Genomic DNA, 25,597 nt, shown 5'->3' with positions numbered 1-25,597 from the left:
TTTGCTTGGGTCAGTTGAGACTGCCCGGGAAATAAATCCGCGCCCTTGTTTCAGGTGCTAGAAGAACTCATCCAGAAGCCGATAAAAATAAATTCGATCTTGATCGATCTCGATCACTCCATATCGCCGCAGAAACGGCGCCACCCATTGTTCTCCCAACGCCTCGGCGATGTCCCGAGTTGCCAACGCCAGGTCCTGATATCGATCCGCAACCCCCAGCCGACCGCAATCAATGAAACCCGTAAAACGACCGTTGTCGACGATGATATTGGGCAGGCACGCGTCGCCGTGGGTCACGACGAGATCTTGTTCGGCTGGTTGGCGGTTTAGCAATCTTTCAAAGAGTAGGGCGAGGGCGAGTCCCCGATGCTCTTCGTCCAGTTCCTCCTGATCGACAAGCCCGGTTTCCATCCGGGCTCGGGCCTTGGTAATGCGATGGTGGGCGCGATGGTCGAAGGGACAATCGGTCGGGTCGAGTTGATGGAGTTGGCGCAGAGCGCCGGCCATGACGTTGACCTTGGTCGCCTCGTCGATGGGAGCAGACAGCAGGTCAACCCCCGGCACTGCGCTTAACAACAGCCAGTCCCGGTCTGCTTCGTGGGCTTCATCAAGGGCATGAGCGCAAGGGGTGCCGGTAGAGGCCAGCCAACGCAGCCTTGCCGCTTCGTCGCGTAGCTCGTTTAACGCTCCGGCAGGTTCTGTCTTGATGAACACGGCGGGTGCACCGGGAGCATCCAGCCGAAAGACTGCGGCATCCGAACAGCCGACGGTCATTGGCTGCCAGCTGTGATGCTTGAGGCGCTCCCGCCAGCGGCTCGGGAGTTTCGTGATCATCTCTACGTGTAACGGGGTGGTGGTTGATTCGTCCTGGGTGTTCACCACAGCTCCTTGAAGGGTCTGGATAGACCGTTATGAAACCACACATTGGCCCGCCGGGGCAGGGTGCCATGGGGCGGCGACTCGTCTAGACCGGGGTTCCATGCCGGGCTAAGGGTTGCCACACAGATGGTTGGCGACTACCCTGAAAATGTTTGGATTGTTACGGGAGATCTCAAGCGTGGCGATTTTTGGTCAACCCACTTAAGGATGAGGTGAGCACAATGTTTTCTCATGAAGGTACTGCAATAGAGGTATTGCTCTTCATTTTTGGCTTTGCCGGGTTTGCCCTGGCACTGTGGTTTGTTCATGCCTATTTTGAGCGGAAGGCTCAAAGTGGTGTAAAAAAACAACATTCGGGTCATCAGGGCGGTTGAGCCTTGGCTGATGCTGCCTCCCCAACTATTTAACCCTCAGAAACAACAAGCCCGCACACTCATGACGAGGTGCGGGCTCTTGATGACCCAAGCCTGCAATCAGAGACGCATACCTTTGAACGGATTCCAGCCTTGTTCGCCTTTCACTTCCTTGAGGTAGTACGCGTAGTTGGCCATCAGCGCGTACATCATCGACATGGCAACGCTCAGCCCCGTGCTCAACGGCCGCGGAAACTCCATGCCAATGATGGCGAAAATGACGCTCAAGGCGATGTTGATCGCCAGGAAAATACCCAGCAGCGCCAGGTTCTTCTTCCAGAGGCCCAGGACGAACAGGTAGATAGGGCCGAAGAAAAATGCGATCACGTTTGCATTGATGAGTATTTTTTTCTTGAAGCCAGGCAGCGCCTTGAAGGCTTCCTTGTAGCGCGGGTCGCTTGGCGCACCGTAGGTGTCAAAGAAGTCGAAGCGTTCCTGCCACTTGGCGCTGTATTTACCGTTGCTTTGTACTTGTTCAGTCGTGCTCATTTTCAAGGCTCCTGTTTTCCATAATTAATTTTTTCTTTCTTCCAAGAAATCCTGTGCTCTGGTTCAGAGCATTGGCTGCTTTGGTTTTTGTCGCAGAACGCGCGTGAATCTTCAGGGCGCCCATTTTGCCGCTTTATGGCTGGAGGTGTGGAACATTCCGCACTGGCCGCTTGTACGGTCGCCTGGTCTGTGACGGGCTTCACTCTATTGATTCGCTGGATTGCCCGGTAAAAAGTTTTCGGCATACAGAATCAGCCTCATACTCCCAGTTTTACACCGTGGATAACCAGAAGAGGCGATGTTTTGTCGAGCGATCAACCCCATTTGCATGAGCTAACGCTGAAGCACATTTACGACGGTTTCAAGCAACTGATCCCCATTTCTCTTTTTGTCGTCGTGTTCGGCGTTGCTTTCGGCCTGGCGGCTGCGCAAACGGGCTTGAGCGATGCGTCAGCCGTGCTCATGAGCACTCTGGTTTTTGCGGGCGCTTCTCAATTTGCCGCGCTGGATCTGTGGGGGCAGCAAGTGCCGGTCGTTCCGCTGATGATCACCGTTTTCGCGATCAACGCCCGGCACCTATTGATGGGCGCGACACTTTACCCGTGGTTGCGGGAGCTGCCCGTCGCCAAACGCTACGGTGTCATGCTGGTTGTTTCGGACGCCAACTGGGCCATGGCGATGCAGGCGTTCAGTCGGGGCAAGCCGGGGCTGGGGATTCTATTCGGCGGCGGCATTGCGCTCTGGGTCACTTGGATCCTGGGCAGTTGGCTGGGGCTTCACTTTGGCAGCGCCATCGAGAACCCGGTCAGTTTCGGGCTCGATATGGTGATGGGCTGTTTCTTGTTGGCGATGGTCGTGGGCGGGAAAAAGAACCTGCGCATGTTCATCATCTGGACGGTGGCGGCCTGCTCATCGCTATTGGCCTTCTGGTATTTGCCGGCTAACAGCCATGTCGTGGTGGGCGCTTTGGCGGGAGGCGTTCTGGGCGCCGTGTGGATGGAGAAACAACGATGAACATTGAAACGGCGGGTTATGGCACCTTGCTTGTCATCTTGATCATGGCCGCAGTGACCTTGGCCACTCGGTGGGGCGGTGTTTTCGTGATGTCGTTCGTGCCGATCAACTATCGGGTGCAGCAGTTCATCACAGCCATGTCCGGCTCGGTGTTGGTGGCGGTTCTGGCTCCGCTGGCGGTTAAAGGTGACAACGGCGCACGCCTGGCTTTGCTGGCCACCGCAATCGTCATGCTGACCCTTAAAAAGCCGTTGCCGGCAATTGCGGCCGGCATACTTGCAGCGGCTTTAGCCAGACAGTTTTGAACGGCCGAGTCGCCCGCTTACAAACGGGCGACGGAGGCTCATCAACGCCCAGGTCAAAAACTCAGCGCAGCCGCTTCGCCGAACGAGTGATCTTGTACACCTGTCATAAAATGCAGCGACATCTCTTGGGGCGCCTCGATGGGGGGAATTTCAAAACTCCCCACCACCTGTCCCTGAAGCGCACTCAACCGCATCGACTCTTCTTCCTTTAACTTTGCCATTCTCGCGTGGTTCGCTGCGATTTCGTTGAGAGTTGACACGGTACATCTCCGTTTGCTGACCAAGCATTGATTAATTTGCCGCCGCGTCAGAATTATGTCGTTCTTGGCTGCTGAGACAGGCCAGTGCAAACCCTGAGCCAGACATGGTCGCCTGCAGATTCCACCATTCAACAGGTGACGAATGGTGGGAAGACGCGCATCGACGCTGGCAACGATGCAACCATGCCTCAAGAATAAGTCACTGATAATACAAGCCGAGGGTCAATCTGCATCGGTGCGGTAGACGCTTGTCCCCTGTGTTGATTGCCTGTTCATCACGACCACACCGACTCCGATCAGGCTGGTGACCACCGCCAGCAGCAGAATCACTTCCTGCGTCCCAACAGGCGCCGCCAACACCGCGACGAGCAAGCCCGCGAACGGTTGCGACAGGTTGTTGAGCAGCGTAATCACGCCGACGGTCTTGCCAAAGTCCTGTGGGGGAATGACCTGCTGACGGATGCTGCGCATGTACACGTTGAACATCTTGTCGAAGCCGACAATCAGCAGGAAACCGACGACGTAGCCCCAGAGGGTCGGGCTGAGCGCGGTGATGAAAGCGCCGACGGCAATCAGCGTGTAGGAGAGGGCGCCGAGAAGTTTCAAGGGCAAGGTGACCCGGGCCAGGAGAAACAGGATGACGATGGTGGTCACGGCACCGGCCGCCTGCAACCCGGCGTAATCATCTTTTCCGGCGCCATAATGGCCGATGACCATGGCTGCCGACGTGGCGAGGGTGACGCCGATGATCAGGTTGACGCCCACCGCCAGGCTGATGACTTTTTTCAGTTCCGCCAGGTTGCAAATGTGGCCCAGGGCAATGCGCAGCGGGTTCAACCAGAGGTCATGGTGCTGCTCGAAGGACTCAAGGGTGACCGAGCTGGTGCGCTGCCAGTACAACATGGCCAGGTCTGCCAGCAGGAACAGCCCGGCGATCGCCAGCACCACCCAGTGCCACGCCCACACCTCGAGCAACAGCGCTGCAACCAGCGGGCCCAGTACCAAGCCGGTCTGGTCGGCGATTTGCGAATAGGACAGCGTCTTGGTGTAGGTGTAGTGCTTGAAGATGTAAGGCAAGACCACTTCGCGGGCCATGATGCCTTGGGTGGTCAACACGCCACAGAGGGCCGACAGTGCCACGATCCAATAGACACCGCCGAAGACGCCATAGAGCACGACTGCGACGCCGCAGGCTGCGGCGCGATAGACCTGGCTGATGTGCAGGATGCGAATCGGCGGGAACTTGTCGCACAGCGCGCCGCAGATCGGGAACGCCAGGTAGCGCGGCAGGGATTCGACAAAGAACGCCAGGCCCGCCCAGGAGACGCTGTTGGTGGTCTGGAAAACAATCAGCGGGACGATGAACAGCAAGATCTGATCGGCCAACCGCGAGAGGAACATCGAGACGAAAAAAGACAGGTAATCCTTGCGCATGGAGCTCCTTGATTGCGGTGTTCAGGTGTTATCCGTCCAAGCAAGCGACGCGAAGCGTGATATGGAACTAATATCACCGTTAGTCTCTATATCTTTACAGGGGATGTCCCTTTTTCGAGAGAACTGCCATGTTCAAATCGCGCTCGTTGATTGCTGCTGTTACCTGTTTCGCCTTGGCGGCGGGCCCAGGCATTGTTGTCGCGGACCCGGGAAACGGCAAGGGAAACGCTCAATTCGATCAAGGGCCCGGTCAAGGGCAAGGAGGCAAGGGCGGGCAGGGCAACAAAGGTGGGCAAGGCAATCCTGGTAACAAGGGTAATCAGGGCGGTCAAGGCAATCCCGGCAACAAGGGCAACCAAGGCGGCAAGGGAAACCAAGGCGGTGGCGGTGATTGGCATAACGCCCCCAGCATTGACCGGGGCGGCATCCTGGGTGTGATTGGCGGTTATCGCGATTATTGGAGCCCCGGCCCGGCATTGCCGCCGGGCATCCAGAAAAATCTGGCCCGAGGCAAGCCGTTGCCACCTGGCATTGCCAAGAAGCTCGATGGCCGGCTGTTGGGGCGCTTGCCGCACTATGACGGTTATGAATGGCAGCAGGTCGGCACGGACCTGATCCTGGTGGCGATTGCCACTGGCATCATTTATGAAGTGCTCAACGGTGCGTTCGACTGAGTCGGTACTTCCAGTTAGGAAATGAAACCTGTGGGAGCGGGCTTGCTCGCGATAGCGGTGTGTCATTCAACGTTGATTTGGCTGACGCGACGCCTTCGCGAGCAAGCCCGCTCCTACAGGTTTTGTATCAGCTCTCCAACTGCCGCAGGCGTTTGTACAAGGTATTGCGGCTGACCCCCAGTCGTCGCGCCAGGTGCGAGATATTCCCGCCCACGGCCTGAAGCTGGCGGTTCAGGTCCTCGGCATCGTTGAGGTCCACCGTCAGTGGTTCAGGCGTTTCCACCGGTTCCATTTCCAGGTCGACAAAAAAGTCGTCGGGCAGGTGTTCCGGACGGATCGGCTGTTCCTCGGCCATCGCCAGGGCCACTTGCAGCACGCTGCTGACCTGTCGCAGGTTGCCCGGCCAGGGGTGGCGTTCAAACAGGTCCAATACCTCACGGCTCAGGCCGGCCCATTGGGTCGGTTCGCGGTGGTGTTCCCACAGGCGCTTGAACAGGGCCTGCTTGTCGCTGCGTTCGCGCAAGGGCGGCAGTTCCAGGGTCAGGCCGCCGATGCGGTAGTACAAGTCTTCGCGAAACCGCCCCAACTGCACCTGTTCGCGCAGCGAGCGGTTGGTGGCGGAGATGATGCGGATGTCCACCGGGAACAGCTCGGCGCTGCCCACCGGTTGCACGCAACGTTCCTGCAACACCCGCAGCAGCCGGGCCTGGGTCGGCAGGGGCATGTCGCCGATCTCGTCGAGGAACAGCGTGCCGCGGTCGGCCTTGCGGATCAGGCCAATGCTGCCTTTCTGGTTGGCGCCGGTGAACGCGCCTTTTTCATAACCGAACAATTCCGACTCCACCAACTCAGCGGGGATCGCGGCGCAGTTCACGGCAATGAATGGCTGCTTGGCGCGCGAACTGGCCTGGTGCAGGGCCTTGACGAACACTTCCTTGCCGACGCCCGTCTCGCCATGGATCAACAGTGGAATGTCCTTCTCCAGCAAGCGCTCGGCCTGGCGCACGGCTTTCTCCACGCGGCTGTCACCGAAGTGCAGGGTGTTGAGGCCGATGATGTTGCTGGCGGGGGCCGGCGCAGGCGTTGCTTCGGTGAACACGCGTGCCCTGATCGACACCTGACTCGGGCGCCTGAGCAAACATTGGAATCGATTGCTGCCAGACGCTTGCAGGGCGAACGGCAGGCCGTCGGGTTGGTTCAGCAGTTCCAGCAGCGACACCTTGAACAGGCTTTCGATGCTGACCCGTGACAAGCTCAGGCCCAGCAGATTATCCGCGCGTCGATTCGCCGAGAGCACCTGGCCGCTTTCATCGAAAATCAACAGCCCGGCCCACTGGCTGTCGAGGTTGTTCAAACCGGTGTTGAACGTCAGTTGGAAGTGTTCACCGCGAAACAGGTTGAGGATCAACCGGTTCTCCACGGTCTGGCTCATCATCTTGACCATGCCCAGGGTGTGGGACGGCGGCAGGTAGCTGTCGCTGGAGACGTCCAGCACGGCGATGACCTTGCGCTCGGCATCGAAGATCGGCGCGGCGGAGCCGGTCATGAAGCGGTTGGCCTTGAGGAAGTGTTCATCGTGTTCGATGTGCACCGCCTGTTCGCAGGCCAGCGCGGTGCCGATGGCGTTGGTGCCGGTGCAGCGCTCCATCCAGCTCGCCCCGGCGCTGAAACCATGGGCCAGTTTCGGCTCGATGAAGCGCTGGGTGCCCCAGGAGGTCAGCACTTGGCCCTGGTTGTCGGCCAGCATGATCAGGCAATTGGAGTTGCTGAGGATGTTCTCGTAATACGGCAAGACCTCCTGATGGGTGGTCTGCACCAGCGAATGCTGGCTTTCCAGCAAGTGGGCGATGCCTTGGGCGGGCAACTGATCGAAGGCCGGCACGCTCTGGTGATTCAGGCCGAAGGCGCGGCAACGGGACCAGGAAGCCTGGATGATGGCCTCGTGGGACAAGGCAGGAGCAGGTGCGGCCATGGGGCACTCTCGCAGGAGCTGTTTTTATTGTTGTGGCAAGTCTCGCACAGACTCCTTGTGCTGGGGCAGGCCTGAATACCACTTCATACACAGATCCTGTGGGAGCGGGCTTGCTCGCGAAAGCGTCGTGACAGTCGACATTTGTGCTGGCTGACACAGCGCCTTCGCGAGCAAGCCCGCTCCCACAGGATCGCAGCCAGGCTAGCCGAAAACGTTCTTTCAGTGTTGTTCAAAATTGTTCATTGTCAACCCGTCCATTGTTCAGTTGTTCATTCCTGATTGTTCACTTCTGTTCATCAACGAACGCCTTTTGCCTGCCAATCCAGGAAAAAATCAACTTGATCAAGGGTTTGTGATTTCTGGCACGGCTTTCGCTTTTAAGCTCGGGTCGCTTGACTCCAAATAATAAAAAGGCCGAGCCATGTCATTAAAGCTTGAGCACATCTGTCGCACCGTCGAAGGCCAGACCTGGATCGACGATGCCAATCTGAGTTTCGAACCCGGATCCTTCAACGTCCTGTTGGGCCGCACGCTGTCCGGCAAGACCAGCCTCATGCGCCTGATGGCCGGTCTGGACAAACCCGACAGCGGCCGCATCCTGATGAACGGCGTCGACGTCACCCACCGCCCGGTGCGGCTGCGCAACGTGTCGATGGTTTACCAACAGTTCATCAACTACCCGACCATGACCGTTTTCGAAAACATCGCCTCGCCGTTGCGCCAGGCCGGTGTGTCCGAAGAAATCATCCAAAGCAAGGTCCTGGAAACCGCAAGAATGTTGCGGATCGAGAAGTTTCTCAAGCGCCATCCACTGGAATTGTCCGGCGGCCAGCAGCAGCGCACGGCCATGGCCCGGGCCTTGGTCAAGGACGCCGAGCTGATCCTGTTCGACGAGCCTTTGGTGAACCTCGACTACAAGCTGCGCGAAGAGCTGCGCCAGGAAATGCGCGAGCTGTTCCAGGCCCGCCACACCATCGCCGTCTACGCCACCACCGAGCCTAACGAGGCACTGGCCTTGGGCGGCACCACCACGATCCTCCACGAGGGCCGGGTGATTCAGAGCGGCAAGTCGTCTTCCGTCTACCACCAGCCGCAAACCGTGCTGGCCGCCGAGCTGTTTTCCGAACCACCGATCAACCTCATGCCGGGTCGTATTGCCGGCAATGAAGTCAGCTTCGCCAATTTCGTGCATTTCCCGCTGAACGTCGACCTGCGCCCGGTGGGCGAGGGTGAGTTTCGTTTCGGCGTGCGCCCCAGCCATATTTCCCTGGTGCCAAGCAATGACGACGACCTCGAACTGGCGGTGACCGTCGAGGTGGCCGAGATCAGCGGCTCGGAGACGTTCCTGCATGTGCGCAACGAACATTTCCTGCTGGTGCTGCACTTGCCAGGGGTGCATGAGTACGACGTGGACGCGCCGATCCGCATCTACATTCCGACCCATAAACTGTTTGTCTTCGATGCCCAAGGCAAGCTGGTCCAGGCCCCGGGCCTGCGTATTGCGAGGGTTGCCTGATGGCTGAAATTCGTTTGCAGAACCTCGCCCACAGCTACACCAGCACCCCGGCGGGCCCCGAGGACTACGCGATCCGCGAGATGAACCATATCTGGGAGCAGGGCGGCGCCTATGCGCTGCTCGGCCCTTCGGGCTGCGGCAAGTCCACCTTGCTCAACATCATTTCCGGCTTGCTCAGCCCTTCCGAAGGGCAGGTGATGTTCGACAGCAAAGTCGTCAACGACCTGACCCCGGAACGCCGCAACATCGCTCAGGTGTTCCAGTTCCCGGTGGTCTACGACACCATGACGGTGTTTGACAACCTGGCGTTCCCGCTGCGCAACCAGGGCATGGCCGAGGCGAGGGTCCACACCAAGGTGCAGGAAATCGCCGAGGTCCTGGACCTGCAGAACCTGCTGGACAAAAAGGCCCGCAACCTCACCGCCGATGAGAAACAGAAAGTCTCCATGGGCCGCGGATTGGTGCGCGACGATGTGTCGGCGATCCTGTTCGACGAACCGCTGACGGTGATCGACCCGCACCTGAAATGGAAACTGCGGCGCAAGCTCAAGCAGATCCACGAGCAGTTCAACATCACCATGGTCTACGTCACCCACGACCAGTTGGAAGCCTCGACGTTCGCCGACAAGATCGCGGTGATGTACGGCGGCCAGATCGTGCAGTTCGGCACGCCTCGGGATTTGTTCGAGCGCCCCAGCCACACCTTTGTCGGCTACTTCATCGGCAGCCCGGGGATGAACCTGATCGAGGTCACGGCGCAGCCCGGTGGCGTCGGCTTCGCCTCGACCCATTTGCCCCTGTCGGACACCTTGCAACGGCGTATCGCCGAAGCCGAGGGCAAAAGCCTGAAGGTCGGCATTCGCCCCGAGTTCGTGCATGTCTGGGATGGCCCTTACGACGACGCGATGCGGGCCGACGTGGTCCACGTCGAAGACCTGGGCACCTACAAGATCCTGACCCTCAACCTTGATGGCGCACCGCTGAAGGTCCGCCTGGCCGAAGACAAGCCTGTACCGGAAGGCACGGCGTACATCAGTTTCCCGGCGCAATGGCTGATGGTCTATGCCGATGAATATCTGCTCGAATCCACTGGCGAGGTGCAGCCATGAACAAGGTGCAGAACAACAAGGCCTGGTGGCTAGTGCTGCCAGTATTCCTGCTGGTGGCCTTCAGCGCCGTGATCCCGATGATGACGGTGGTCAACTATTCGGTGCAGGACATCTTCGATCAGTCCAGCCGCTACTTCGTCGGCGCCGATTGGTACAAGCAGGTGCTGCTCGATCCACGGCTGCACGATTCGCTGCTGCGCCAATTCATCTACTCGGCGTGCGTGCTGCTGATCGAAATTCCCCTGGGCATCGCCATCGCCCTGACCATGCCGACCAAGGGCAAGTGGTCGTCCCTGGTGCTGATCATCCTGGCGATTCCGTTGCTGATCCCGTGGAACGTGGTTGGCACCATCTGGCAGATTTTCGGCCGCGCCGACATCGGTTTGCTGGGCTCCACCCTTAACGGCCTGGGCATCAATTACAACTATGCGGCCAACACCATGGACGCCTGGGTCACCGTGCTGGTGATGGACGTCTGGCACTGGACGTCGTTGGTGGCGCTGCTGTGTTATTCGGGGCTGCGGGCGATTCCCGACGTCTATTATCAAGCGGCGCGGATCGACCGGGCGTCCAACTGGGCGGTGTTCCGGCACATCCAGTTGCCGAAGATGAAGAGCGTGCTGCTGATCGCCGTGATGCTGCGCTTCATGGACAGCTTCATGATTTACACCGAGCCGTTCGTGCTCACCGGCGGCGGGCCGGGTAACGCCACCACGTTCCTCAGTCAGACCCTGACGCAGATGGCCATCGGCCAATTCGACCTGGGCCCGGCGGCGGCGTTTTCCCTGGTGTACTTCCTGATCATTCTGTTGGTGTCCTGGCTGTTCTACACCGCCATGACGCACTCCGACGCCAACCGTTGAGGCCCGCACAATGAGCAAGAGAAAGCTGATACCCCTGCTGATCTACATCCTGTTCCTGCTGGTGCCCATCTACTGGCTGCTGAACATGTCGTTCAAGAGCAACACCGAGATCCTTGGCGGCCTGACCCTGTGGCCCCACGATTTCACCTTCCACAACTACAAGGTGATCTTCACCGACCCGAGTTGGTACACCGGTTACCTCAACTCGCTGTACTACGTGAGCCTGAACACGGTGATTTCCCTGGGCGTTGCGTTGCCGGCGGCCTATGCGTTTTCCCGTTATCGGTTCCTGGGGGACAAGCATCTGTTCTTCTGGCTGCTGACCAACCGGATGGCGCCACCGGCAGTGTTCCTGTTGCCGTTCTTCCAGCTGTATTCGTCCATCGGCCTGTTTGACACCCATATCGCCGTGGCCCTGGCTCACTGCCTGTTCAACGTGCCGTTGGCGGTGTGGATCCTCGAAGGGTTCATGTCCGGGGTGCCGAAAGAAATTGACGAGACCGCCTACATTGACGGCTACAGTTTCCCCAAGTTCTTCGCCAAGATCTTCATTCCGTTGATCGGCTCCGGCATCGGCGTCACGGCATTTTTCTGCTTCATGTTTTCCTGGGTCGAGCTGTTGCTGGCCCGTACGCTCACCTCGGTGAATGCCAAGCCGATCGCGGCGGTCATGACCCGTACGGTGTCGGCGTCCGGTATCGACTGGGGGGTGCTGGCGGCGGCGGGGGTGTTGACCATCCTGCCGGGCATGCTGGTGATCTGGTTCGTTCGCAACCACGTGGCCAAGGGCTTTGCCCTGGGCCGGGTCTGAGGAGTCGATGATGGAATGGATGAACTGGACCGTCCCGACGGCGGCGTTTTTTGGTGTCATCGCCTTGCTGCTGGTGGGCATGACGACGTGGGAATTGCGTTCGCCGAGTATCCCTCGGCGTGGTTTCCTGCCGATTGCCACGACCCGTGGCGATCGGTTGTTTATTGGTCTTCTCGGTAGCGCCTATCTGCACCTGCTGGTGATTGGCGTGACCGACTGGAGCATCTGGATAGCGTTCGCGTTGTCTTTGGTGTGGCTGTTGGCAGTGATGCGGTGGGGCTAATCGCGACAACGCGACGATCAGGCTCTTAAACCCAAACAGGAGAGGTCTCTATGTTCGATAAAAACAATAAGCTGCGACATAGCGTTTCATTGGCAGCCATGCTGGCACTCAGCGGGCTGAGCGCTACGGCCTGGGCCGACGCCTATGAAGACGCCGCTAAAAAATGGATCGGCAGTGAATTCAAGCCGTCGACCCTGACAGCCGAGCAGCAGCTTGAAGAATTGAAGTGGTTCATCAAGGCCGCCGAACCGTTTCGCGGGATGAAAATCAACGTGGTGTCGGAAACCATCGCCACCCACGAGTATGAATCCAAGGTATTGGCCAAGGCCTTTAACGAAATCACCGGGATCCAGCTGACTCACGACCTGCTTCAGGAAGGCGACGTGGTGGAGAAGCTGCAGACCCAGATGCAGTCGGACAAGAATATCTATGACGGCTGGGTCAACGACTCGGACCTGATTGGCACGCACTTTCGCTACGGCAAGACCGAGTCGATCACCGACCTGATGGCCAACGAAGGCAAGAACTTCACTTCGCCGACCCTGGACCTGAAGGACTTCATCGGTATTTCCTTCACCACCGCGCCGGACGGCAAGGTTTATCAACTGCCCGACCAGCAGTTCGCCAACCTGTACTGGTTCCGCGCCGACTGGTTCGAGCGTGCGGACCTGAAGGCCAAGTTCAAGGAAAAGTACGGCTACGAGTTGGGCGTACCGGTGAACTGGTCGGCCTATGAAGACATCGCCAAGTTCTTCTCCGAAGACGTCAAGGAAATCGACGGCAAGCGCGTCTACGGCCACATGGACTACGGCAAGAAAGACCCGTCCCTGGGCTGGCGCTTCACCGATGCCTGGTTCTCCATGGCCGGTGGCGGCGACAAGGGCCTGCCCAACGGTTTACCCGTGGACGAGTGGGGCATTCGTGTCGAGGACTGCCATCCGGTCGGTTCCAGCGTGACCCGTGGCGGCGACACCAATGGTCCTGCGGCCGTGTTCGCCACCACCAAATACGTGGATTGGATGAAGAAATACGCGCCACCGGAAGCGGCGGGCATGACCTTCTCCGAATCCGGCCCGGTGCCGTCCCAAGGCAACATCGCCCAGCAGATTTTCTGGTACACCGCTTTCACCGCCGACATGACCAAGCCGGGCCTGCCGGTGGTGAATGCCGACGGCACGCCGAAATGGCGCATGGCGCCTTCGCCACGCGGTCCGTATTGGGAAGAGGGCATGAAGCTGGGGTATCAGGACGTGGGTTCGTGGACGTTCATGAAGTCCACGCCTGAGAAGCAGAAACTCGCGGCCTGGCTCTATGCGCAGTTCGTGACGTCCAAGACGGTATCGTTGAAGAAGACCATCGTCGGCCTGACGCCGATTCGTGAGTCGGACATCAACTCCCAGGCCCTGACCGACCTGGCGCCGAAGCTCGGTGGCCTGGTGGAGTTCTACCGCAGCCCGGCCCGCGTGCAATGGACCCCGACCGGGACCAACGTGCCGGACTACCCACGCCTGGCGCAACTGTGGTGGAGCCACATCGCCGAAGCGGCCAGCGGCGAGAAGACCCCACAGCAGGCCCTCGACGGGTTGGCCAAGGACCAGGACGCGATCATGACGCGCCTGGAACGCTCCAAGGCCCAAGCCACCTGCGCACCTAAGATGAACCCTGAGCGCGACGCGCAATACTGGTTCGACCAGCCGGGTGCTCCGAAGCCGAAACTGGCGAACGAGAAGCCGAAAGGCGAAACCGTGAGCTACACCGAGCTGTTGAAGTCGTGGGAGGCGGCCCGCAAGTAAAGCCCCTGCTGTGAGTGTGAAAACGGCACCGAAAGGTGCCGTTTTTTTTCCTGGGCTTACGGCGACAGACAGGCCCACCGCCTTCGCGAGCAGGCTCGCTCCCACAGGGTTTTGTGGTGGATGCAGATATGGCTGACATCACAAGTCCACTGTGGGAGCGAGCCTGCTCGCGAAGGCGGTGGGTCAGCTTGCATCAGTATTGACTGTACCGCCGCCATCGCGAGCTCGGCTCCCACAGGGTTTTGTGGTGAATGCAGATATGGCTGGCACCACAAGTCCACTGTGGGAGCGAGCCTGCTCGCGAAGGCGGTGGGTCAGCTTGCATCAGTATTGACTGTGCCGCCGCCATCGCGAGCAAGCTCGGCTCCCACAGGGTTTTGTGGTGAATACAGATATGGCTGACACCACAAGTCCACTGTGGGAGCGGGCTTGCTCGCGAAAGCGGTGTGCCTGTCACCGGAATGCTGAATGTACCGCCGCCATCGCGAGCAAGCCCGGCTCCCACAGGGTTTTGTGGTGAACGCAGACATGGCTGACACCGCAAGCCCACTGTGGGAGCGAGCCTGCTCGCGAAAGCGGTGGGTCAGCTTGCATCAGTATTGACTGTACCGCCGCCATCGCGAGCAAGCTCGGCTCCCACAGGGTTTTGTGGTGAATGCAGATATGGCTGGCACCACAAGTCCACTGTGGGAGCGGGCTTGCTCGCGAAAGCGGTGTGCCTGTCACCGGAATGCTGAATGTACCGCCGCCATCGCGAGCAAGCTCGGCTCCCACAGGGTTTTGTGGTGAACGCAGACATGGCTGACACCACAAGTCCACTGTGGGAGCGGGCTTGCTCGCGAAAGCGGTGTGCCTGTCACCGGAATGCTGAATGTACCGCCGCCATCGCGAGCAAGCTCGGCTCCCACAGGGTTTTGTGGTGAATACAGATATGGCTGACACCACAAGTCCACTGTGGGAGCGGGCTTGCTCGCGAAAGCGGTGTACCTGTCACTCGGATGCTGGATGTGCCGCCGTCACCGCGAGCAAGCCCGCTCTCACATTTGATCTTCAGTGGACGTAAGCCCGGTTTAGAACTTGAAGCGCCCCACCAACCCCTTGAGCTGTCCAGAAATATCCGTCAAGCGCCCCGAGCCGGTCTGCGCCGTGTGAGCAAACTCTTCAACCAGCTGCGCATCGGCATGAATCTGCGCGATGTGCCGGTTGATGTCCTCGGCGACTTGGTGCTGTTGCTCTGCCGCCGTGGCGATTTGCGTGTTCTGGTCGCGAATCGAGTCCACCGAGTTGCGGATCTTGTCGAAGCTGTCCCGCGCCTGCTGGATGCGCTCGACGCTGGTGTGTGACACCTGCAGGCTGCTTTGCATCTGCTGGGTCACTTCCTGGGTGCGCCGTGCGAGGTTGCCCAGCAGGCTGTCGATCTCGCCGGTGGAGTCGGCGGTGCGGCGGGCCAGGGCCCGTACCTCATCGGCTACCACCGCAAAGCCGCGACCCTGGTCACCGGCGCGCGCGGCCTCGATGGCGGCGTTGAGGGCCAGCAGGTTGGTCTGCTCGGCGATGGAACGAATGGTGTCGAGGATGGTGTTGATGTTCTTACTGTCCTGCTCCAGCGCCTGCATGGTCTGGGTCGACTGCTGCAGGTCCTCGCTCAGTTTCAGCACGCTGCCAGTGGCTTCGCCGATATGGTGCTGACCATCGTGTACATCGCGATAGCCCTCGTCCGCACTGGTGGCGGCCTGGCTGCACGAGCGGGCCACTTCGTTGGCGGTGGCAACCATTTCGTTGAATGCGGTGCTCACCAATTCAACGGCCTGGCGTTGGCGCCCGGCGGCGTCGTTCATGTTCTGGGCCACGTGGCTGGTATCGGCTGCGGCGGTCTGCAAGTCGGAAGAGGCGCTGCCGATGCGCTGCATCAGTTGCGCGATCATGCCCAGGAATTGGTTGAACCAGCCCGCCAGGGTGGCCGTTTCGTCCTTGCCTTGCACCGAGAGTTTACGGGTGAGGTCGCCTTCACCCTCGGCGATTTCCTGCAGGCCGTTGGCTACGCCGCGAATCGGCCGCACGATGACGCTGGCGAAACTGGCGCCCACCACAGCGAAGACCGCGGCCAGCGCGGCGGCGATGATGGCGATCAGCCAAGTCAGGCTCGAAGCCTCGGCCATCACTTCATCGCGTTTGATCAGGCCAATGAAGCGCCAGCCCAACCCTTTGGAACTGACCACGTTGGCCATGTAGGGCACGCCGTCGATCTCGATCTGGGTCACGCCATCGCTGCTTTTGGCCAGCTCGGCATAGTTGGGGCCCAGGTCGGCCAGCGGCTTGAAGTTGTGCTTGGCATCGGCGGCGTCCACCAGGACGTTGCCGTTGGCTTCCACCAGCATCAGGTAGCCACTGTCGCCCAGCTTGATGTTCTTCACCAATTCGGTCAGTTGCTTGAGCGACACGTCCAGGCCGACCACGCCCACCAGCTTGCCGGCGGCGTCGGAAACCGTGTGCACGATGCCGATCAACGACACATCATCCGGCGCCCAATAATATGCGTCGGTGCGCACGGTGGTGCCCGGCGCGGCGATGGCCGCCTTGTACCATGGACGCACCCGTGGGTCGTAGTTGGAGATTTTGGGGTCGTCAGGCCAACTGGCATAACCGCCGTCGGCCAAGCCCAGGGAAAGGTAGGCGGTCGTCGGGTGACTCTTGGCGAATCGGTCGAAGATCTCCAGCAGCTGTTTATTGTTCTCGGTAAGCGGGGTTTGTGCAGCGTCGGCACCGGAGTAGTTTTTCAGATCCTTGGCTGCGACGATCCGTGGATCCTTGGCGAAGTATTCGACGTTCTGGCTGATGCCATCGAAGAACTGCTTCATGCCGTTGTCGATCTGGCGGATTTCTCGGCCGCTGCTGTCCAGGAAGTTGGCTTTCGCAGCGTCGCGCAGGTTCAGTACGACAAGCACCGCCACCAGGATAACCGGAAGGCAGGCGATGGTCGCGAACGCCCATGTCAGCTTCTGTTTGATATTCATGACTTCTCCCGCGGAATATTTTAAGTGTTGGAACGGCGGAAACGGCTGTGGTTGGCGTTGCGAGTCTCTGGAAGGGAAAAGCGCCCATGCCTACTGCCAGTGTATCGACCAAAGTCGTAGGCACTTGAGGCTTGCCTTTTTTGGCGCGGGCCGAACGGTAGACGGCGCAGGTGCGAATGCGGCCGGCTTGACTTGTCTGGAAGATAACGTGATCTGCCCTGCGCCTTCGCCCTGCGGCAGGGTACCCACGTGCAGCCAATCCTCATCTTTAATGTACTAACGAGGCCCTATGCCAAGCGCATTCGAGAGCGTACTCAAAAACAAGAACATGGCTTATCGGCCACTCGGATCGGCACCCGCCAGTCAGGCGCCGATCCGCGTCGCGTTTGTATTGATGGACAACTTCTCGATGATGTCTTTCACCGGCGCCGTGGACGCGCTGGTGACCGCCAACCTGATGAGCGACATGCCCCTCTACGAGGTGCTGACGGTGGGGGTGTCGGGTGGGCAGGTGACGAGCGACCTGGGCATTGTCATCTCGACGGACATCGAACTGGCGCAGATACCGGAAAACCAGGATGTGCTGATCGTTGCCGGGGGCTTTCGCGTGAAGTTGCAAGGCCATCCCTTGCTGCGCCGCAAGCTGCGGGCCAACGCGACGTCCGGGGCGATCCTGGGCGGGTTATGGAACGGTGCCTTCTTTGTGGCCGATGCCAATCTGCTGGATGGTTTCGAATGTGCTGTTCACCCAGAAAGCCGCGCCATGATGGCGGAGGTGTTCCCCCATGTGAAGGTGTCCAATCGAGCCTATGTGGTTGACCGGGAGCGGGTCAGTTGCGCGGGGGCCAACAGTTCGCTGCGCATGATGCTCCAGTTGATCCGCCAGACGGGCGGGGCGATGTTGGTGGGGGCTATCGAGGAAATCCTGCGTTGCGATGAGTCCGGCGAGGATGCGACAGACTTGCCGCCGGTTTTTGTCGAGACCGACCCGACGCTGCCGGAAAGCCTCAAGTTGGCGTTGGAACTGATGTGGCAGAACGTAGAAGAGCCCTTGACCATCGATGAACTGGCGGCGTGCGTAAAGATTTCCAAGCGCCAGTTGGAGCGGCGCTTCTGCAGTTTTCTCGGTGCGACCCCCACACGTTATTACCTGGAGCTGCGCCTGACGCGCGCGCGCCAACTCATCCAGCAGACCAATCGGTCCGTGACCGAAATCGCCGTGGCGACAGGTTTCGTCAGTTCGCCGCACTTCCAGCGTCGTTTTCGGGATTTCTTCGGTGTACCGCCTGGCAGCTACCGTTCGAAATCGGAGCGCAAGCAAGCCTTGCGATGAAGACGCTGGTTGATCAGGGATGAGTATCTGGGGCGGGGATAGGGCATTGCCGGGGAGCTATGTGGGAGCAAGCTTTGCTCCCACACAGCTCACGAGTCAGCTGTTATCGTCGGTTTGTGTTTCGGTAGGCAGGTCTTCGGTTTGCGGTGCGGCTTGCGATGCGGTCAAGGTCGTCTCCTTGCACAGCGTCTTGCCGACTTCATCGGCGATCGAGCCGTCGATGATTCGTCCTTGCATCTGGTCGAACTCGGCTTTCTCCAACCCTGCGAGACTGTTGTACATGCCCATGTGCCGTACATTGCGGCTGGCACAGTCGAGTTCCAGTTTCGTGTAGTTGGTGAAGTAAGTGCCCTTTCTCTGCACGGTGGCCTGGATGGCTGAACCGCTGTCGACAGACGAGACGATGGAGTACACGGCATCCGAATCATCATATAGGTATTTGATGTTCTGAACGTCCGCGGTCGCACTGCACGCAATCGAGATTAAAGCGAAGGATATGGCGGTTTTCATGCTTTCTTCCGTGAATAAGCAAGTCAGGAGAGAATTGGTGGCAAAGTGAAATCATTTTGCCTAGGCTCTTGCGTTGGGTCAATTTACTTCAGACAGTATCAATGACCGTCGGTCAGAAACGAAATATTTTCGGGAACTTTATAGTTCGCCGTGCTTCGTGGCAACAGACGAGCGCGTTCAGATTAGACGATGATGCTGTCCGAAGCGTGCTGTAGCTCCAAATAGATCAAAGCCTGAATTTGACCCATCGTTAATCCAATGTGGGAGCGAGCTTGCTCGCGATGGCGTCAGGTCAGCTGATACTCGTGTGATTGACACTCCGCTATCGCGAGCAAGCTCGCTCCCACAGGGGTTAAAGGTTGATCCATGTCATCTGTGGCAGTTTCTCCCACGGTGCTTCATGGCATCTGCGGCAATTCCTGCGGCCGCAGATCGAACACCAGCACCTCGGCATCCTGGCCATTGCTCAAGGTCAGGGCCTGCTCCTGGCGCACCCGCACGCCATCCCCTTCCTGTAATTGCACGCCGTTAAGCTCGACAGCGCCCCGGGCCACGTGCACGTAGGCATAACGATCCGCTGCCAGGGCCAGGGTGGCGCGTTGTTCGCCATCGAACAACCCGGCGTAGACCCGCGCGTCCTGGCGCACCTGGAGCGAGCCGTCGGCGCCATCCGGGGAGATGATCAATTGCAGGCGTCCCTGTTTCTGCTCGCGGCTGAAGTGCTCCTGTTGATAACGGGGGGTGGCACCGCTGACGTCGGGCACGATCCAGATCTGCAGGAAGTGCACCGGCTCGTCCGCGCTGTGGTTGAACTCGCTGTGGGCCACGCCGCTGCCGGCGCTCATCAACTGCACGTCACCGGGGCGAATGACCGAGCCCGTGCCCAGGGTGTCCTTGTGTTCCAGCGCCCCTTCGAGCACATAGGAAAAGATCTCCATGTCCCGGTGCGGATGCTGGCCAAAACCCTTGGCGGCGGCGACCCGGTCGTCGTTGATGACCAGCAGGTCGGAGAAGCCCTGTTCGTTGAGGTTGCGGTAGCTGGCGAACGAGAAGGTGTGGAACGAGGTCAGCCAGCCGTGGCGGGCAATGCCGCGGTCCGAAGCTTTGCGAAGGGTCAGCATGATGAATTCTCCTGATGTCTTTGGGCGGCGGCTGGGGCCGTTCGCCGGGTTCAGGAGAAGGTTAATGGTTACCGAGATATTCAATAAGCAGGTGGAAAACGAAAGACTGTCCGTTTTGGGTGGACAATCGAGAATGCCTACCGGCGGATGCTTCGCTTCGACATAATGCTAATCGTCAGCCCGACGATGAACTTGTGGGAGCGGGCTTGCTCGCGAAAGCAGCGCAACAAGCAGTATTTTCGTCGACTGACACGCCGCTTTCGCGAGCAAGCCCGCTCCCACATGGGATCATCTGTGGCCTACAGTTCCCTCGATTTTTTGGCGTCCCTCTTGATGAAAACCGTTGCAATGGTGCTGTTCCCGGATTTCTTGCTGCTCGACATGGCCGGGCCGCTGGAGGTGTTTTCCATCGCCAATCGTTACCTCGAGACGAACCAGCGTTATCAACTGCTGACCCTGGGGACCGAACGCGGGCCGTTGCGCGCATCCAACGGCGTGGCGGTGCAGGCCGATATCCATATCGACCAGGCCTGGGCGGCCTATGACGTGTTGTTGGTGCCGGGCGGGCCGGGGGCCTATAACGACCAGCATCCGGGGCTGCACACCTGGCTGCGCGCCGCGGCGCAACGGGCGACGCGCTACGGTTCCATCTGCACCGGCGCCTTTGTGCTCGGTGAGGCGGGCTTGCTCGACGGTTATCGCGTCACTACCCATTGGCATTACACCGAACGCCTGATCCAGCGTTTCCCCAAGGCCCTGGTGGAAACCGACAAGATCTTCCTGCAGGACCGCCGTCTGATCACCTCGGGCGGCGTCACCGCCGGGATCGACCTGGCCCTGTCCATCGTCGCCCAGGACCATGGCCGCAAAGTCGCGTTGGACGTGGCCAAGGTGTTGTTGGTGGTGATGAAACGCCAGGGTGGCCAGGCGCAGTTCAGTCCCTCGGTGGCGGCGGTGTCGACACAGGAATCGGCCATCACCCGGGTGCAGAATCATGTGATGGAGCACCTGGAAGAGCCCTTCACCATCGAACGCATGGCCGCGCTGGCCGCCATGAGTGCGCGGCATTTCGCCCGGGTCTTTGCCCGAGAAGTGAAGATGACGCCCATGGAGTTCCTGCAAGGCGCACGCATCGACCGGGCGCGTCAGTTGCTGGAAACCACTGACCTGCCACTCAAGACCGTGGCGTTTCGCAGCGGCTTCGGCAGTGTGCGGCACATGCGTTTTCTGTTCGGTGAAAAGCTCGGCCTGACCCCGGTGCAATATCGTCAGCAGTTCAGTTGAGCCGTCGGTGTCCGTCCAAGGCACCGTGATGTCCGTGGTGCTCCCTGTGCCAGCATTGTCCTGCGGCGTGCGCCTGCCAAGATAACGGCGAACCCCTTGGAAAGGATGCGCAGGAGCCCAGGGCAGACGTGTTCGGTGATCCGCACGCTGACGCCCGCACCGGTTTTCCGGCGCTGGATCGCCCATGAACAGTTTCGTCAAACCCGACAGCGAGCCGGCGGTGAGCTTCGGTCCGTTTGCCTTCTACCGGCAGCAGCGGCTGGTCACCCGTGACGGCCAGCCACTCGCATTGGGTGGTCGCGCCCTGGATGTTCTGCAGGTGCTGGTGGAGCACGCCGGCCGTTATGTCAGTAAGCAAACCCTCATCGCCCACGTCTGGCCTGACAGCGTCGTGGAAGACATCAACCTGCGGGTGCACATTGCGGCGCTGCGGCGGGCCTTCGGCGACGGGCGGGACGGCGCGCGCTATATCCTCAACCATCCACGACAAGGCTATTGCCTGGCGGTTCACGAGGACATCGAGACGCCGTTCAGTCCCCCAGCGGAGCGACACAACTTGCCCGCGCGCTTGAGCCCGTTGGTCGGCCGCGACAGAATCCTGGGACGGTTGTTGGCGCAAGTGCCTCGTCAAGCCCTGACCACCGTGACCGGCCCGGGCGGGGTCGGCAAGACCACCGTGGTGCTGCGGGCGGCAGAGCTGTTGCTTGAATATTTCGACGACGGTGTCTGGTTCGTTGACCTGGCCGCCATCAGCGAGCCCTCGCAGGTGACGGCTCAGGTGGCCGGCGCGCTGGGCCTGGCGCACGGAGCTTTTGGCCGGGGCCTGGAATCCTGCCGGATGTTGCTGGTGCTCGATGGCTGCGAGCATGTGCTCGGCGCCTGTCGGGAACTGGCCCAGGCGCTGGCTGCGACGGCACCGGGGGTGGCGCTGTTGTGCAGCAGCCGCGAACCGCTGGAACTGTCGGGCGAAAAAATCGTGCCACTGCCGGGCCTGGCCGTGGCATCGCCTCTCGAGCCGGAGCACCAGATCGTCGCATGCCCGGCGGTGCAACTGCTGGTTGAGCGGGTTAGCGCCCGGCAGCAGGATTTCAAGCCCCATGGCCGCGACTGGCTGATCCTGGCCCAGATTTGCCAGCGCCTGGACGGCTTGCCGCTGGCGCTGGAATTGGCGGCGGCCCAGGTCGACGCCTTGGGGGTGGCTGGGGTGCTCGAACAGTTGGACTACGGTTTGTCCCTCCTGAGCCATGGGCGGCGTACCGCAGTGGCCCGGCATCGGAGCCTGGAGGCGGTGTTGGATTCGAGTGTCGAGCGTTTGAGCGCTGACGAACGAACCGCGTTCCAGCGCCTGGCGGTGTTCGAGGGGCCGTTTACGCTCAAGGCGGCACAGGCCGTGATCAGTTGCGCTGAACTGAGTGTCGGGCAGGTGCCCAGGTTGCTGTTGCGGTTGGCGAGCGTGTCACTGCTGATGGTCGAGCCGTTGGCCGAGGGCGGGCGTTTTCGACTGCTGCACACCACCCGCGCCTACGCCATGGACAAACTGCGGCGCAGTGGACAGTGGCCTGTGTTTCATCGGCGTTACGTACTGCAAGGTGCTTGGGGGGCGCGGCGTTCACGGCCCCAACCGGCGAGTCAGCGTTTGGAGCAGCGCGTCGGCTTCCAATAGATCGGGAGTGTCGAAGCCCTCGCTGAAGCGGCGGTAGACCGGCCCGAGCAGTTCCTGCGCAGCATGCACCTGCCCTTGACGTTGCCACAAGCGGGCCAGGGAGGTCGCGCTGCGCAGCTCCCAGGCCAGGGCTTGTTGACGACGGGCCACGGCCATGGCGTCCAGCAGTTGCGCTTCGGCGGCTTCCTCCAGGGACGGCTCGTTCCGCGCCAGCAAGGTTTCGGCGCCGGCCCGCAGGATCTCCGCCGAACACCAGCCCGCGGCGCCACTGCGGGCCCGTTCCAGTTGCGCGGGGCTGACCAACTCAGGGCGCAGAGTGACCGCGATGTCTTGGATCAGCCCGTTTTTTGTGCTGGTCTCCAGCGTCTCGCCATCCAATACGCAGCCGTAATGGCAGGCCCAGTCATGGAACAGCATCACCGAATGTTTCTTGGCCTGTTGCTTCAACAGATCGAGCCTTTCCCGCGTGGTCGAATGCTCGCCGGTGTAGTGGGCGATCACGCAACCGGTGAGTGCCAGGGTGTAGCAGATCGAAATGCCGTGATTGATCTGCAAGGCGATCTGCAACGCCAGGTTGGCGGTGCGCCGGGCTTTCTCGGCAAAACCTTGTAGCCAGAGGATCCGCGCCAGAATCGTCAGCGCCGCCACGCTCTGGTCGTATTGCACGCCGAAGCCATGACTGAAGCGGCTGAGGTGGCCGCTCTGGGCCAGGCGCTGGATCACTTGCTCGGCCTCATGCCGCGCCGCGCCCTGGTCGCCGATGAAATGCAGTGCCAGCACCCGCAGGCGTTGGGCGCTCAAGGACAGGGTCGGGTCGCCCTGCAAACCCAACCGATCGAAATCCAGGCTGTGGTCCAAGGCCTGTTGGTACTGGCCGCAACTGAGGTCGACGGTCATTTGCCCGGACACGGCCCGCAGCTCGCCGGCCAGGTCCTGGCATTGCCGGGCCAGTTGTCGGGCGGTGGCAAAGGCCCGCACGGTGGCCGCTGTACCGCCCTCGGTATGGTAGTTGAAACTGGCGTGGGCCAGTTCCAGGGCCAGGGTCAAGCGTGGGCAGGGACTGGGGCTGGCCCGCAGCAAGTTCAGCGCCCGGTTGACGTAGAGGCCGTGCTCCTTGAGCAGCGACAGTTCCTGCCAGAGGGGCAGGGTGCGAGCAGTCAGGCGAATCGCCACGGCGTGTGAACCCTGCGGGCCCAGGCCTCGGTCGAGTGCGGCGCGGATGTCATCGCGATAGTCGGCGTAGCGGGCGATCCACAATCGGGTAGGGGTGTTTTCCCAATCGCGTTCCGCTTGTCCCATGAGCGCCAGGCAGCGTTCGGCGTGGCGTTCCTGGCTGGCCGCCAGTTCCCCGGCTTCGGCGAGTTTTTCCAAGGCATAGCGGCGGGTGGTATCCAGCAGGCGATAGCGCACCTCTTCATCGCCGATCTCGACGTTGAGCAACGACTTGGCGACCAACTGGCTGATCGACACCAGCACCTGTTCGGGCGCCACATGCTGGCCGACGATCACTGCCGCGGCCGAGGCCAGGTTGAAACTGCCCATGAACACCGCCAGCCGCCGCAGGCAGGTCTGCTCGCAGGCCGTGAGCAGCGCGAAGCTCCAGTCCAGCGTGGCGCGCAGGGTTTGCTGGCGCGGTGCGGCGCCGGTGTCGTTGTGGAGCAGGGCGACGCTGTCTTGCAGGTGTCGGTGAAGCTCTTCCAGAGTGAAGCGGCCAAGCTGTCCGGCCGCCAGCTCGATGGCCAGGGGAATGCCGTCCAGCCGCTGGCAGATGTCGATCACCAACGGCACCTCGCGGTCGTTCAGTTCGAAGTCGTCACGGCTGGCCATCGCACGCTCGGCAAACAGTTGCAGCGCCGGGTACTCCAGGGCGGGATAACCCTCGATGGGCATTTCACAGGGCGGGAACGCCAGGGCGTCCAGGCGCTGCATGTGTTCACCTTCGGCGCGCAGGCCTTCGCGGCTGGTGGCCAGGATGTGCAGGTGAGGCGCACCACGCAGCAAGGTTTCGCTGAGCTGGGCGATGGCGTCGATCAAGTGCTCGCAGTTGTCGAGCACCAGCAACAGATGTCGTTCCTTGAGCTGTCGGGCGAGGGTGTCCAGTGGATCGCCGTCCTGCAGGGGCAGGTCGAGCAACGCACAGAGGTTGGGAGCGATCATGGCCGCGTCGTTGAGCGACGCCAGGTCCAGCAGGTGGGTGCCGTCACGGTAATGGCCGATCAGCCGTTCAGCGACCCGCAGGGCAACGGTGGTCTTGCCGATGCCGCCGGTGCCGACCAGGGTAATGAAGCGTTTTCGCGGCAGCTGGGCCACCAGGTTTTCCACCAGGGCCTGGCGGCCGATCAGGCGCGTACGCTGCAGTGGCAGGTTGCGTGCCAGGGACGGATGGGGGATGCGCGCCAATGGGTCAAGGGATTCGAAAGCCAGCGGCGCGACAAAGCTGTAGCCCCGCTGCGCCACGGTGACGATGTAGCGCTGCCCGGCCTGGCCGTCCCCGAGGGCCTTGCGCAGGGCTGCGACGTGTACGCGCAGGTTGGTGTCTTCCACCACGCTTTTGGGCCAGACCCGGGCGATCAGTTGCTGCTTGCTCACCACCTCGCCAGCATGTTCGAGCAACACCAGCAGGATCTCCACGGCCCGCCGCCCCAGGCGCAACGGTTGCTCGCCTTCCAGCACCAGGCGCTGGCGCGGATGGACCCGGTAAGGGCCGAAGTGCACCGTCTGTTCGACGGGCAGGCTGAGGTAGTGGCTCATGGTGCTCTCAATGTTCTGGTCCCGATGCCCGGGCTTTACCCGAGCATATTCCTCAGGTTTGGTGTCAAGCGCAACGGTGCAGGCTCTACTCCCGGCCTTCCAGACG

The 25,597-nt window shown here is 60.6% G+C and carries 21 protein-coding genes and 2 pseudogenes; 13 read left to right on the top strand and 10 right to left on the bottom strand.

Annotated elements, in window-relative coordinates; all coding sequences use genetic code 11:
- Positions 1–57 precede the first annotated feature (57 nt).
- Positions 58–834 carry an APH(3')-II family aminoglycoside O-phosphotransferase gene (locus tag HU715_RS13275; RefSeq protein WP_186707530.1) on the bottom strand — a complete coding sequence of 259 codons (777 nt, stop codon included), beginning with the start codon at positions 832–834 and terminating at the stop codon, positions 58–60.
- A gap of 266 nt (positions 835–1,100) precedes the next feature.
- Between HU715_RS13275 and HU715_RS13270 the strand changes: the two genes are divergently transcribed.
- Positions 1,101–1,253 carry a hypothetical protein gene (locus HU715_RS13270; RefSeq protein WP_186707515.1) on the top strand — a complete coding sequence of 51 codons (153 nt, stop codon included), beginning with the start codon at positions 1,101–1,103 and terminating at the stop codon, positions 1,251–1,253.
- 99 nt (positions 1,254–1,352) lie between these two features.
- Here HU715_RS13270 and HU715_RS13265 read toward each other — a convergent pair whose 3' ends face one another.
- Positions 1,353–1,781 (bottom strand): DUF2628 domain-containing protein, encoded by a 429-nt coding sequence (locus HU715_RS13265; RefSeq protein WP_186707516.1) that lies wholly within the window; start codon positions 1,779–1,781, stop codon positions 1,353–1,355.
- A 303-nt stretch (positions 1,782–2,084) separates the two neighbouring features.
- On the opposite strand from HU715_RS13265, the gene HU715_RS13260 reads away from it, so the two are divergent.
- Both HU715_RS13260 and HU715_RS13255 read left to right on the top strand, forming a co-directional pair.
- Complete coding sequence (locus HU715_RS13260; protein ID WP_186707517.1) at positions 2,085–2,795, top strand: AzlC family ABC transporter permease; 711 nt, start codon at positions 2,085–2,087, stop codon at positions 2,793–2,795.
- A complete protein-coding gene (locus HU715_RS13255; RefSeq protein ID WP_186707518.1) occupies positions 2,792–3,100 on the top strand; it encodes an AzlD family protein in 309 nt (102 codons plus the stop codon). Before HU715_RS13260 ends, HU715_RS13255 begins: the two co-directional genes overlap by 4 nt.
- A 53-nt stretch (positions 3,101–3,153) precedes the next feature.
- On the opposite strand, the gene HU715_RS13250 is transcribed toward HU715_RS13255, so the two are convergent.
- Both HU715_RS13250 and HU715_RS13245 read right to left on the bottom strand, forming a co-directional pair.
- Positions 3,154–3,360 (bottom strand): hypothetical protein, encoded by a 207-nt coding sequence (locus tag HU715_RS13250; protein WP_027912993.1) that lies wholly within the window; start codon positions 3,358–3,360, stop codon positions 3,154–3,156.
- Between the two features lie 222 nt (positions 3,361–3,582).
- The gene (locus HU715_RS13245) at positions 3,583–4,794 is read right to left on the bottom strand and encodes an MFS transporter (RefSeq protein ID WP_186707519.1); all 1,212 of its coding nucleotides are present in this window, start codon (positions 4,792–4,794) and stop codon (positions 3,583–3,585) included.
- Positions 4,795–4,922: 128 nt separating this feature from the next.
- On the opposite strand from HU715_RS13245, the gene HU715_RS13240 reads away from it, so the two are divergent.
- Entirely contained in the window at positions 4,923–5,468 is a 546-nt protein-coding gene (locus tag HU715_RS13240) for an anti-virulence regulator CigR family protein (RefSeq protein ID WP_186707520.1), read from the top strand.
- A gap of 127 nt (positions 5,469–5,595) precedes the next feature.
- Here the strand turns inward: HU715_RS13240 and HU715_RS13235 are convergent, their stop codons facing one another.
- On the bottom strand, positions 5,596–7,440 hold the full coding sequence (locus HU715_RS13235) for a sigma-54-dependent Fis family transcriptional regulator (protein ID WP_186707521.1): 1,845 nt from the start codon (positions 7,438–7,440) through the stop codon (positions 5,596–5,598).
- A 421-nt stretch (positions 7,441–7,861) separates the two neighbouring features.
- On the opposite strand from HU715_RS13235, the gene HU715_RS13230 reads away from it, so the two are divergent.
- Genes HU715_RS13230 through HU715_RS13205 form a run of 6 tightly spaced genes read left to right on the top strand, consistent with a single transcriptional unit; the run spans position 7,862 to position 13,815 of the window.
- Positions 7,862–8,956: an ABC transporter ATP-binding protein gene (locus HU715_RS13230; RefSeq protein WP_186707522.1), complete on the top strand. Its 1,095-nt coding sequence runs from the start codon at positions 7,862–7,864 to the stop codon at positions 8,954–8,956.
- Entirely contained in the window at positions 8,956–10,065 is a 1,110-nt protein-coding gene (locus tag HU715_RS13225; protein ID WP_186707523.1) for an ABC transporter ATP-binding protein, read from the top strand. The genes HU715_RS13230 and HU715_RS13225 overlap by 1 nt, the downstream gene beginning before the upstream one ends.
- Complete coding sequence (locus HU715_RS13220; RefSeq protein WP_030142069.1) at positions 10,062–10,928, top strand: carbohydrate ABC transporter permease; 867 nt, start codon at positions 10,062–10,064, stop codon at positions 10,926–10,928. Before HU715_RS13225 ends, HU715_RS13220 begins: the two co-directional genes overlap by 4 nt.
- 10 nt (positions 10,929–10,938) lie before the next feature.
- On the top strand, positions 10,939–11,739 hold the full coding sequence (locus tag HU715_RS13215) for a carbohydrate ABC transporter permease (protein WP_014337490.1): 801 nt from the start codon (positions 10,939–10,941) through the stop codon (positions 11,737–11,739).
- A 10-nt stretch (positions 11,740–11,749) separates the two neighbouring features.
- Positions 11,750–12,022, top strand: coding sequence for a DUF2160 domain-containing protein (locus tag HU715_RS13210; RefSeq protein ID WP_186707524.1), 273 nt, complete (start codon positions 11,750–11,752; stop codon positions 12,020–12,022).
- A gap of 50 nt (positions 12,023–12,072) precedes the next feature.
- A complete protein-coding gene (locus HU715_RS13205) occupies positions 12,073–13,815 on the top strand; it encodes an ABC transporter substrate-binding protein (RefSeq protein WP_186707525.1) in 1,743 nt (580 codons plus the stop codon).
- 1,070 nt (positions 13,816–14,885) lie between these two features.
- On the opposite strand, the pseudogene HU715_RS27675 reads toward HU715_RS13205, so the two are convergent.
- Both HU715_RS27675 and HU715_RS27670 read right to left on the bottom strand, forming a co-directional pair.
- A pseudogene (locus HU715_RS27675) lies at positions 14,886–15,407 on the bottom strand (methyl-accepting chemotaxis protein); the annotation flags it as partial.
- 339 nt (positions 15,408–15,746) lie between these two features.
- A pseudogene (locus HU715_RS27670) lies at positions 15,747–16,829 on the bottom strand (HAMP domain-containing protein); the annotation flags it as partial.
- Between the two features lie 289 nt (positions 16,830–17,118).
- Between HU715_RS27670 and HU715_RS13195 the strand changes: the two are divergent.
- On the top strand, positions 17,119–18,162 hold the full coding sequence (locus HU715_RS13195; protein ID WP_186709725.1) for a GlxA family transcriptional regulator: 1,044 nt from the start codon (positions 17,119–17,121) through the stop codon (positions 18,160–18,162).
- A gap of 96 nt (positions 18,163–18,258) precedes the next feature.
- On the opposite strand, the gene HU715_RS13190 is transcribed toward HU715_RS13195, so the two are convergent.
- Both HU715_RS13190 and HU715_RS13185 read right to left on the bottom strand, forming a co-directional pair.
- Positions 18,259–18,672: a hypothetical protein gene (locus HU715_RS13190; RefSeq protein ID WP_186709726.1), complete on the bottom strand. Its 414-nt coding sequence runs from the start codon at positions 18,670–18,672 to the stop codon at positions 18,259–18,261.
- 398 nt (positions 18,673–19,070) lie between these two features.
- Positions 19,071–19,793 carry a pirin family protein gene (locus tag HU715_RS13185; RefSeq protein WP_186709727.1) on the bottom strand — a complete coding sequence of 241 codons (723 nt, stop codon included), beginning with the start codon at positions 19,791–19,793 and terminating at the stop codon, positions 19,071–19,073.
- 333 nt (positions 19,794–20,126) lie between these two features.
- Between HU715_RS13185 and HU715_RS13180 the strand changes: the two genes are divergently transcribed.
- Both HU715_RS13180 and HU715_RS13175 read left to right on the top strand, forming a co-directional pair.
- On the top strand, positions 20,127–21,077 hold the full coding sequence (locus tag HU715_RS13180; RefSeq protein ID WP_186709728.1) for a GlxA family transcriptional regulator: 951 nt from the start codon (positions 20,127–20,129) through the stop codon (positions 21,075–21,077).
- Positions 21,078–21,261: 184 nt separating this feature from the next.
- Positions 21,262–22,740, top strand: coding sequence for an ATP-binding protein (locus HU715_RS13175; RefSeq protein WP_186709729.1), 1,479 nt, complete (start codon positions 21,262–21,264; stop codon positions 22,738–22,740).
- On the opposite strand, the gene HU715_RS13170 is transcribed toward HU715_RS13175, so the two are convergent.
- The gene (locus HU715_RS13170) at positions 22,687–25,491 is read right to left on the bottom strand and encodes an ATP-binding protein (RefSeq protein WP_186709731.1); all 2,805 of its coding nucleotides are present in this window, start codon (positions 25,489–25,491) and stop codon (positions 22,687–22,689) included. The genes HU715_RS13175 and HU715_RS13170 overlap by 54 nt on opposite strands.
- Between the last annotated feature and the right edge of the window lie 106 nt (positions 25,492–25,597).

The sequence above is a fragment of the Pseudomonas zanjanensis genome, from assembly GCF_014268745.2.
Lineage (GTDB): Bacteria > Pseudomonadota > Gammaproteobacteria > Pseudomonadales > Pseudomonadaceae > Aquipseudomonas > Aquipseudomonas zanjanensis.
The sequence above is the reverse complement of the archived record's forward strand: the minus strand, read 5'-3'. Positions and strand labels throughout refer to the sequence as shown.

Coding starts and splice junctions, on each gene's coding strand:
- HU715_RS13215 (WP_014337490.1), top strand. CDS start 10,939: ATGAGCAAGAGAAAGCTGATACCCCTGCTGATCTACATCCTGTTCCTG.
- HU715_RS13210 (WP_186707524.1), top strand. CDS start 11,750: ATGGAATGGATGAACTGGACCGTCCCGACGGCGGCGTTTTTTGGTGTC.
- HU715_RS13245 (WP_186707519.1), bottom strand. CDS start 4,794: ATGCGCAAGGATTACCTGTCTTTTTTCGTCTCGATGTTCCTCTCGCGG.
- HU715_RS13255 (WP_186707518.1), top strand. CDS start 2,792: ATGAACATTGAAACGGCGGGTTATGGCACCTTGCTTGTCATCTTGATC.
- HU715_RS13175 (WP_186709729.1), top strand. CDS start 21,262: ATGAACAGTTTCGTCAAACCCGACAGCGAGCCGGCGGTGAGCTTCGGT.
- HU715_RS13220 (WP_030142069.1), top strand. CDS start 10,062: ATGAACAAGGTGCAGAACAACAAGGCCTGGTGGCTAGTGCTGCCAGTA.
- HU715_RS13180 (WP_186709728.1), top strand. CDS start 20,127: ATGAAAACCGTTGCAATGGTGCTGTTCCCGGATTTCTTGCTGCTCGAC.
- HU715_RS13270 (WP_186707515.1), top strand. CDS start 1,101: ATGTTTTCTCATGAAGGTACTGCAATAGAGGTATTGCTCTTCATTTTT.
- HU715_RS13230 (WP_186707522.1), top strand. CDS start 7,862: ATGTCATTAAAGCTTGAGCACATCTGTCGCACCGTCGAAGGCCAGACC.
- HU715_RS13190 (WP_186709726.1), bottom strand. CDS start 18,672: ATGAAAACCGCCATATCCTTCGCTTTAATCTCGATTGCGTGCAGTGCG.
- HU715_RS13205 (WP_186707525.1), top strand. CDS start 12,073: ATGTTCGATAAAAACAATAAGCTGCGACATAGCGTTTCATTGGCAGCC.
- HU715_RS13195 (WP_186709725.1), top strand. CDS start 17,119: ATGCCAAGCGCATTCGAGAGCGTACTCAAAAACAAGAACATGGCTTAT.
- HU715_RS13185 (WP_186709727.1), bottom strand. CDS start 19,793: ATGCTGACCCTTCGCAAAGCTTCGGACCGCGGCATTGCCCGCCACGGC.
- HU715_RS13170 (WP_186709731.1), bottom strand. CDS start 25,491: ATGAGCCACTACCTCAGCCTGCCCGTCGAACAGACGGTGCACTTCGGC.
- HU715_RS13240 (WP_186707520.1), top strand. CDS start 4,923: ATGTTCAAATCGCGCTCGTTGATTGCTGCTGTTACCTGTTTCGCCTTG.
- HU715_RS13265 (WP_186707516.1), bottom strand. CDS start 1,781: ATGAGCACGACTGAACAAGTACAAAGCAACGGTAAATACAGCGCCAAG.
- HU715_RS13275 (WP_186707530.1), bottom strand. CDS start 834: ATGATCACGAAACTCCCGAGCCGCTGGCGGGAGCGCCTCAAGCATCAC.
- HU715_RS13235 (WP_186707521.1), bottom strand. CDS start 7,440: ATGGCCGCACCTGCTCCTGCCTTGTCCCACGAGGCCATCATCCAGGCT.
- HU715_RS13225 (WP_186707523.1), top strand. CDS start 8,956: ATGGCTGAAATTCGTTTGCAGAACCTCGCCCACAGCTACACCAGCACC.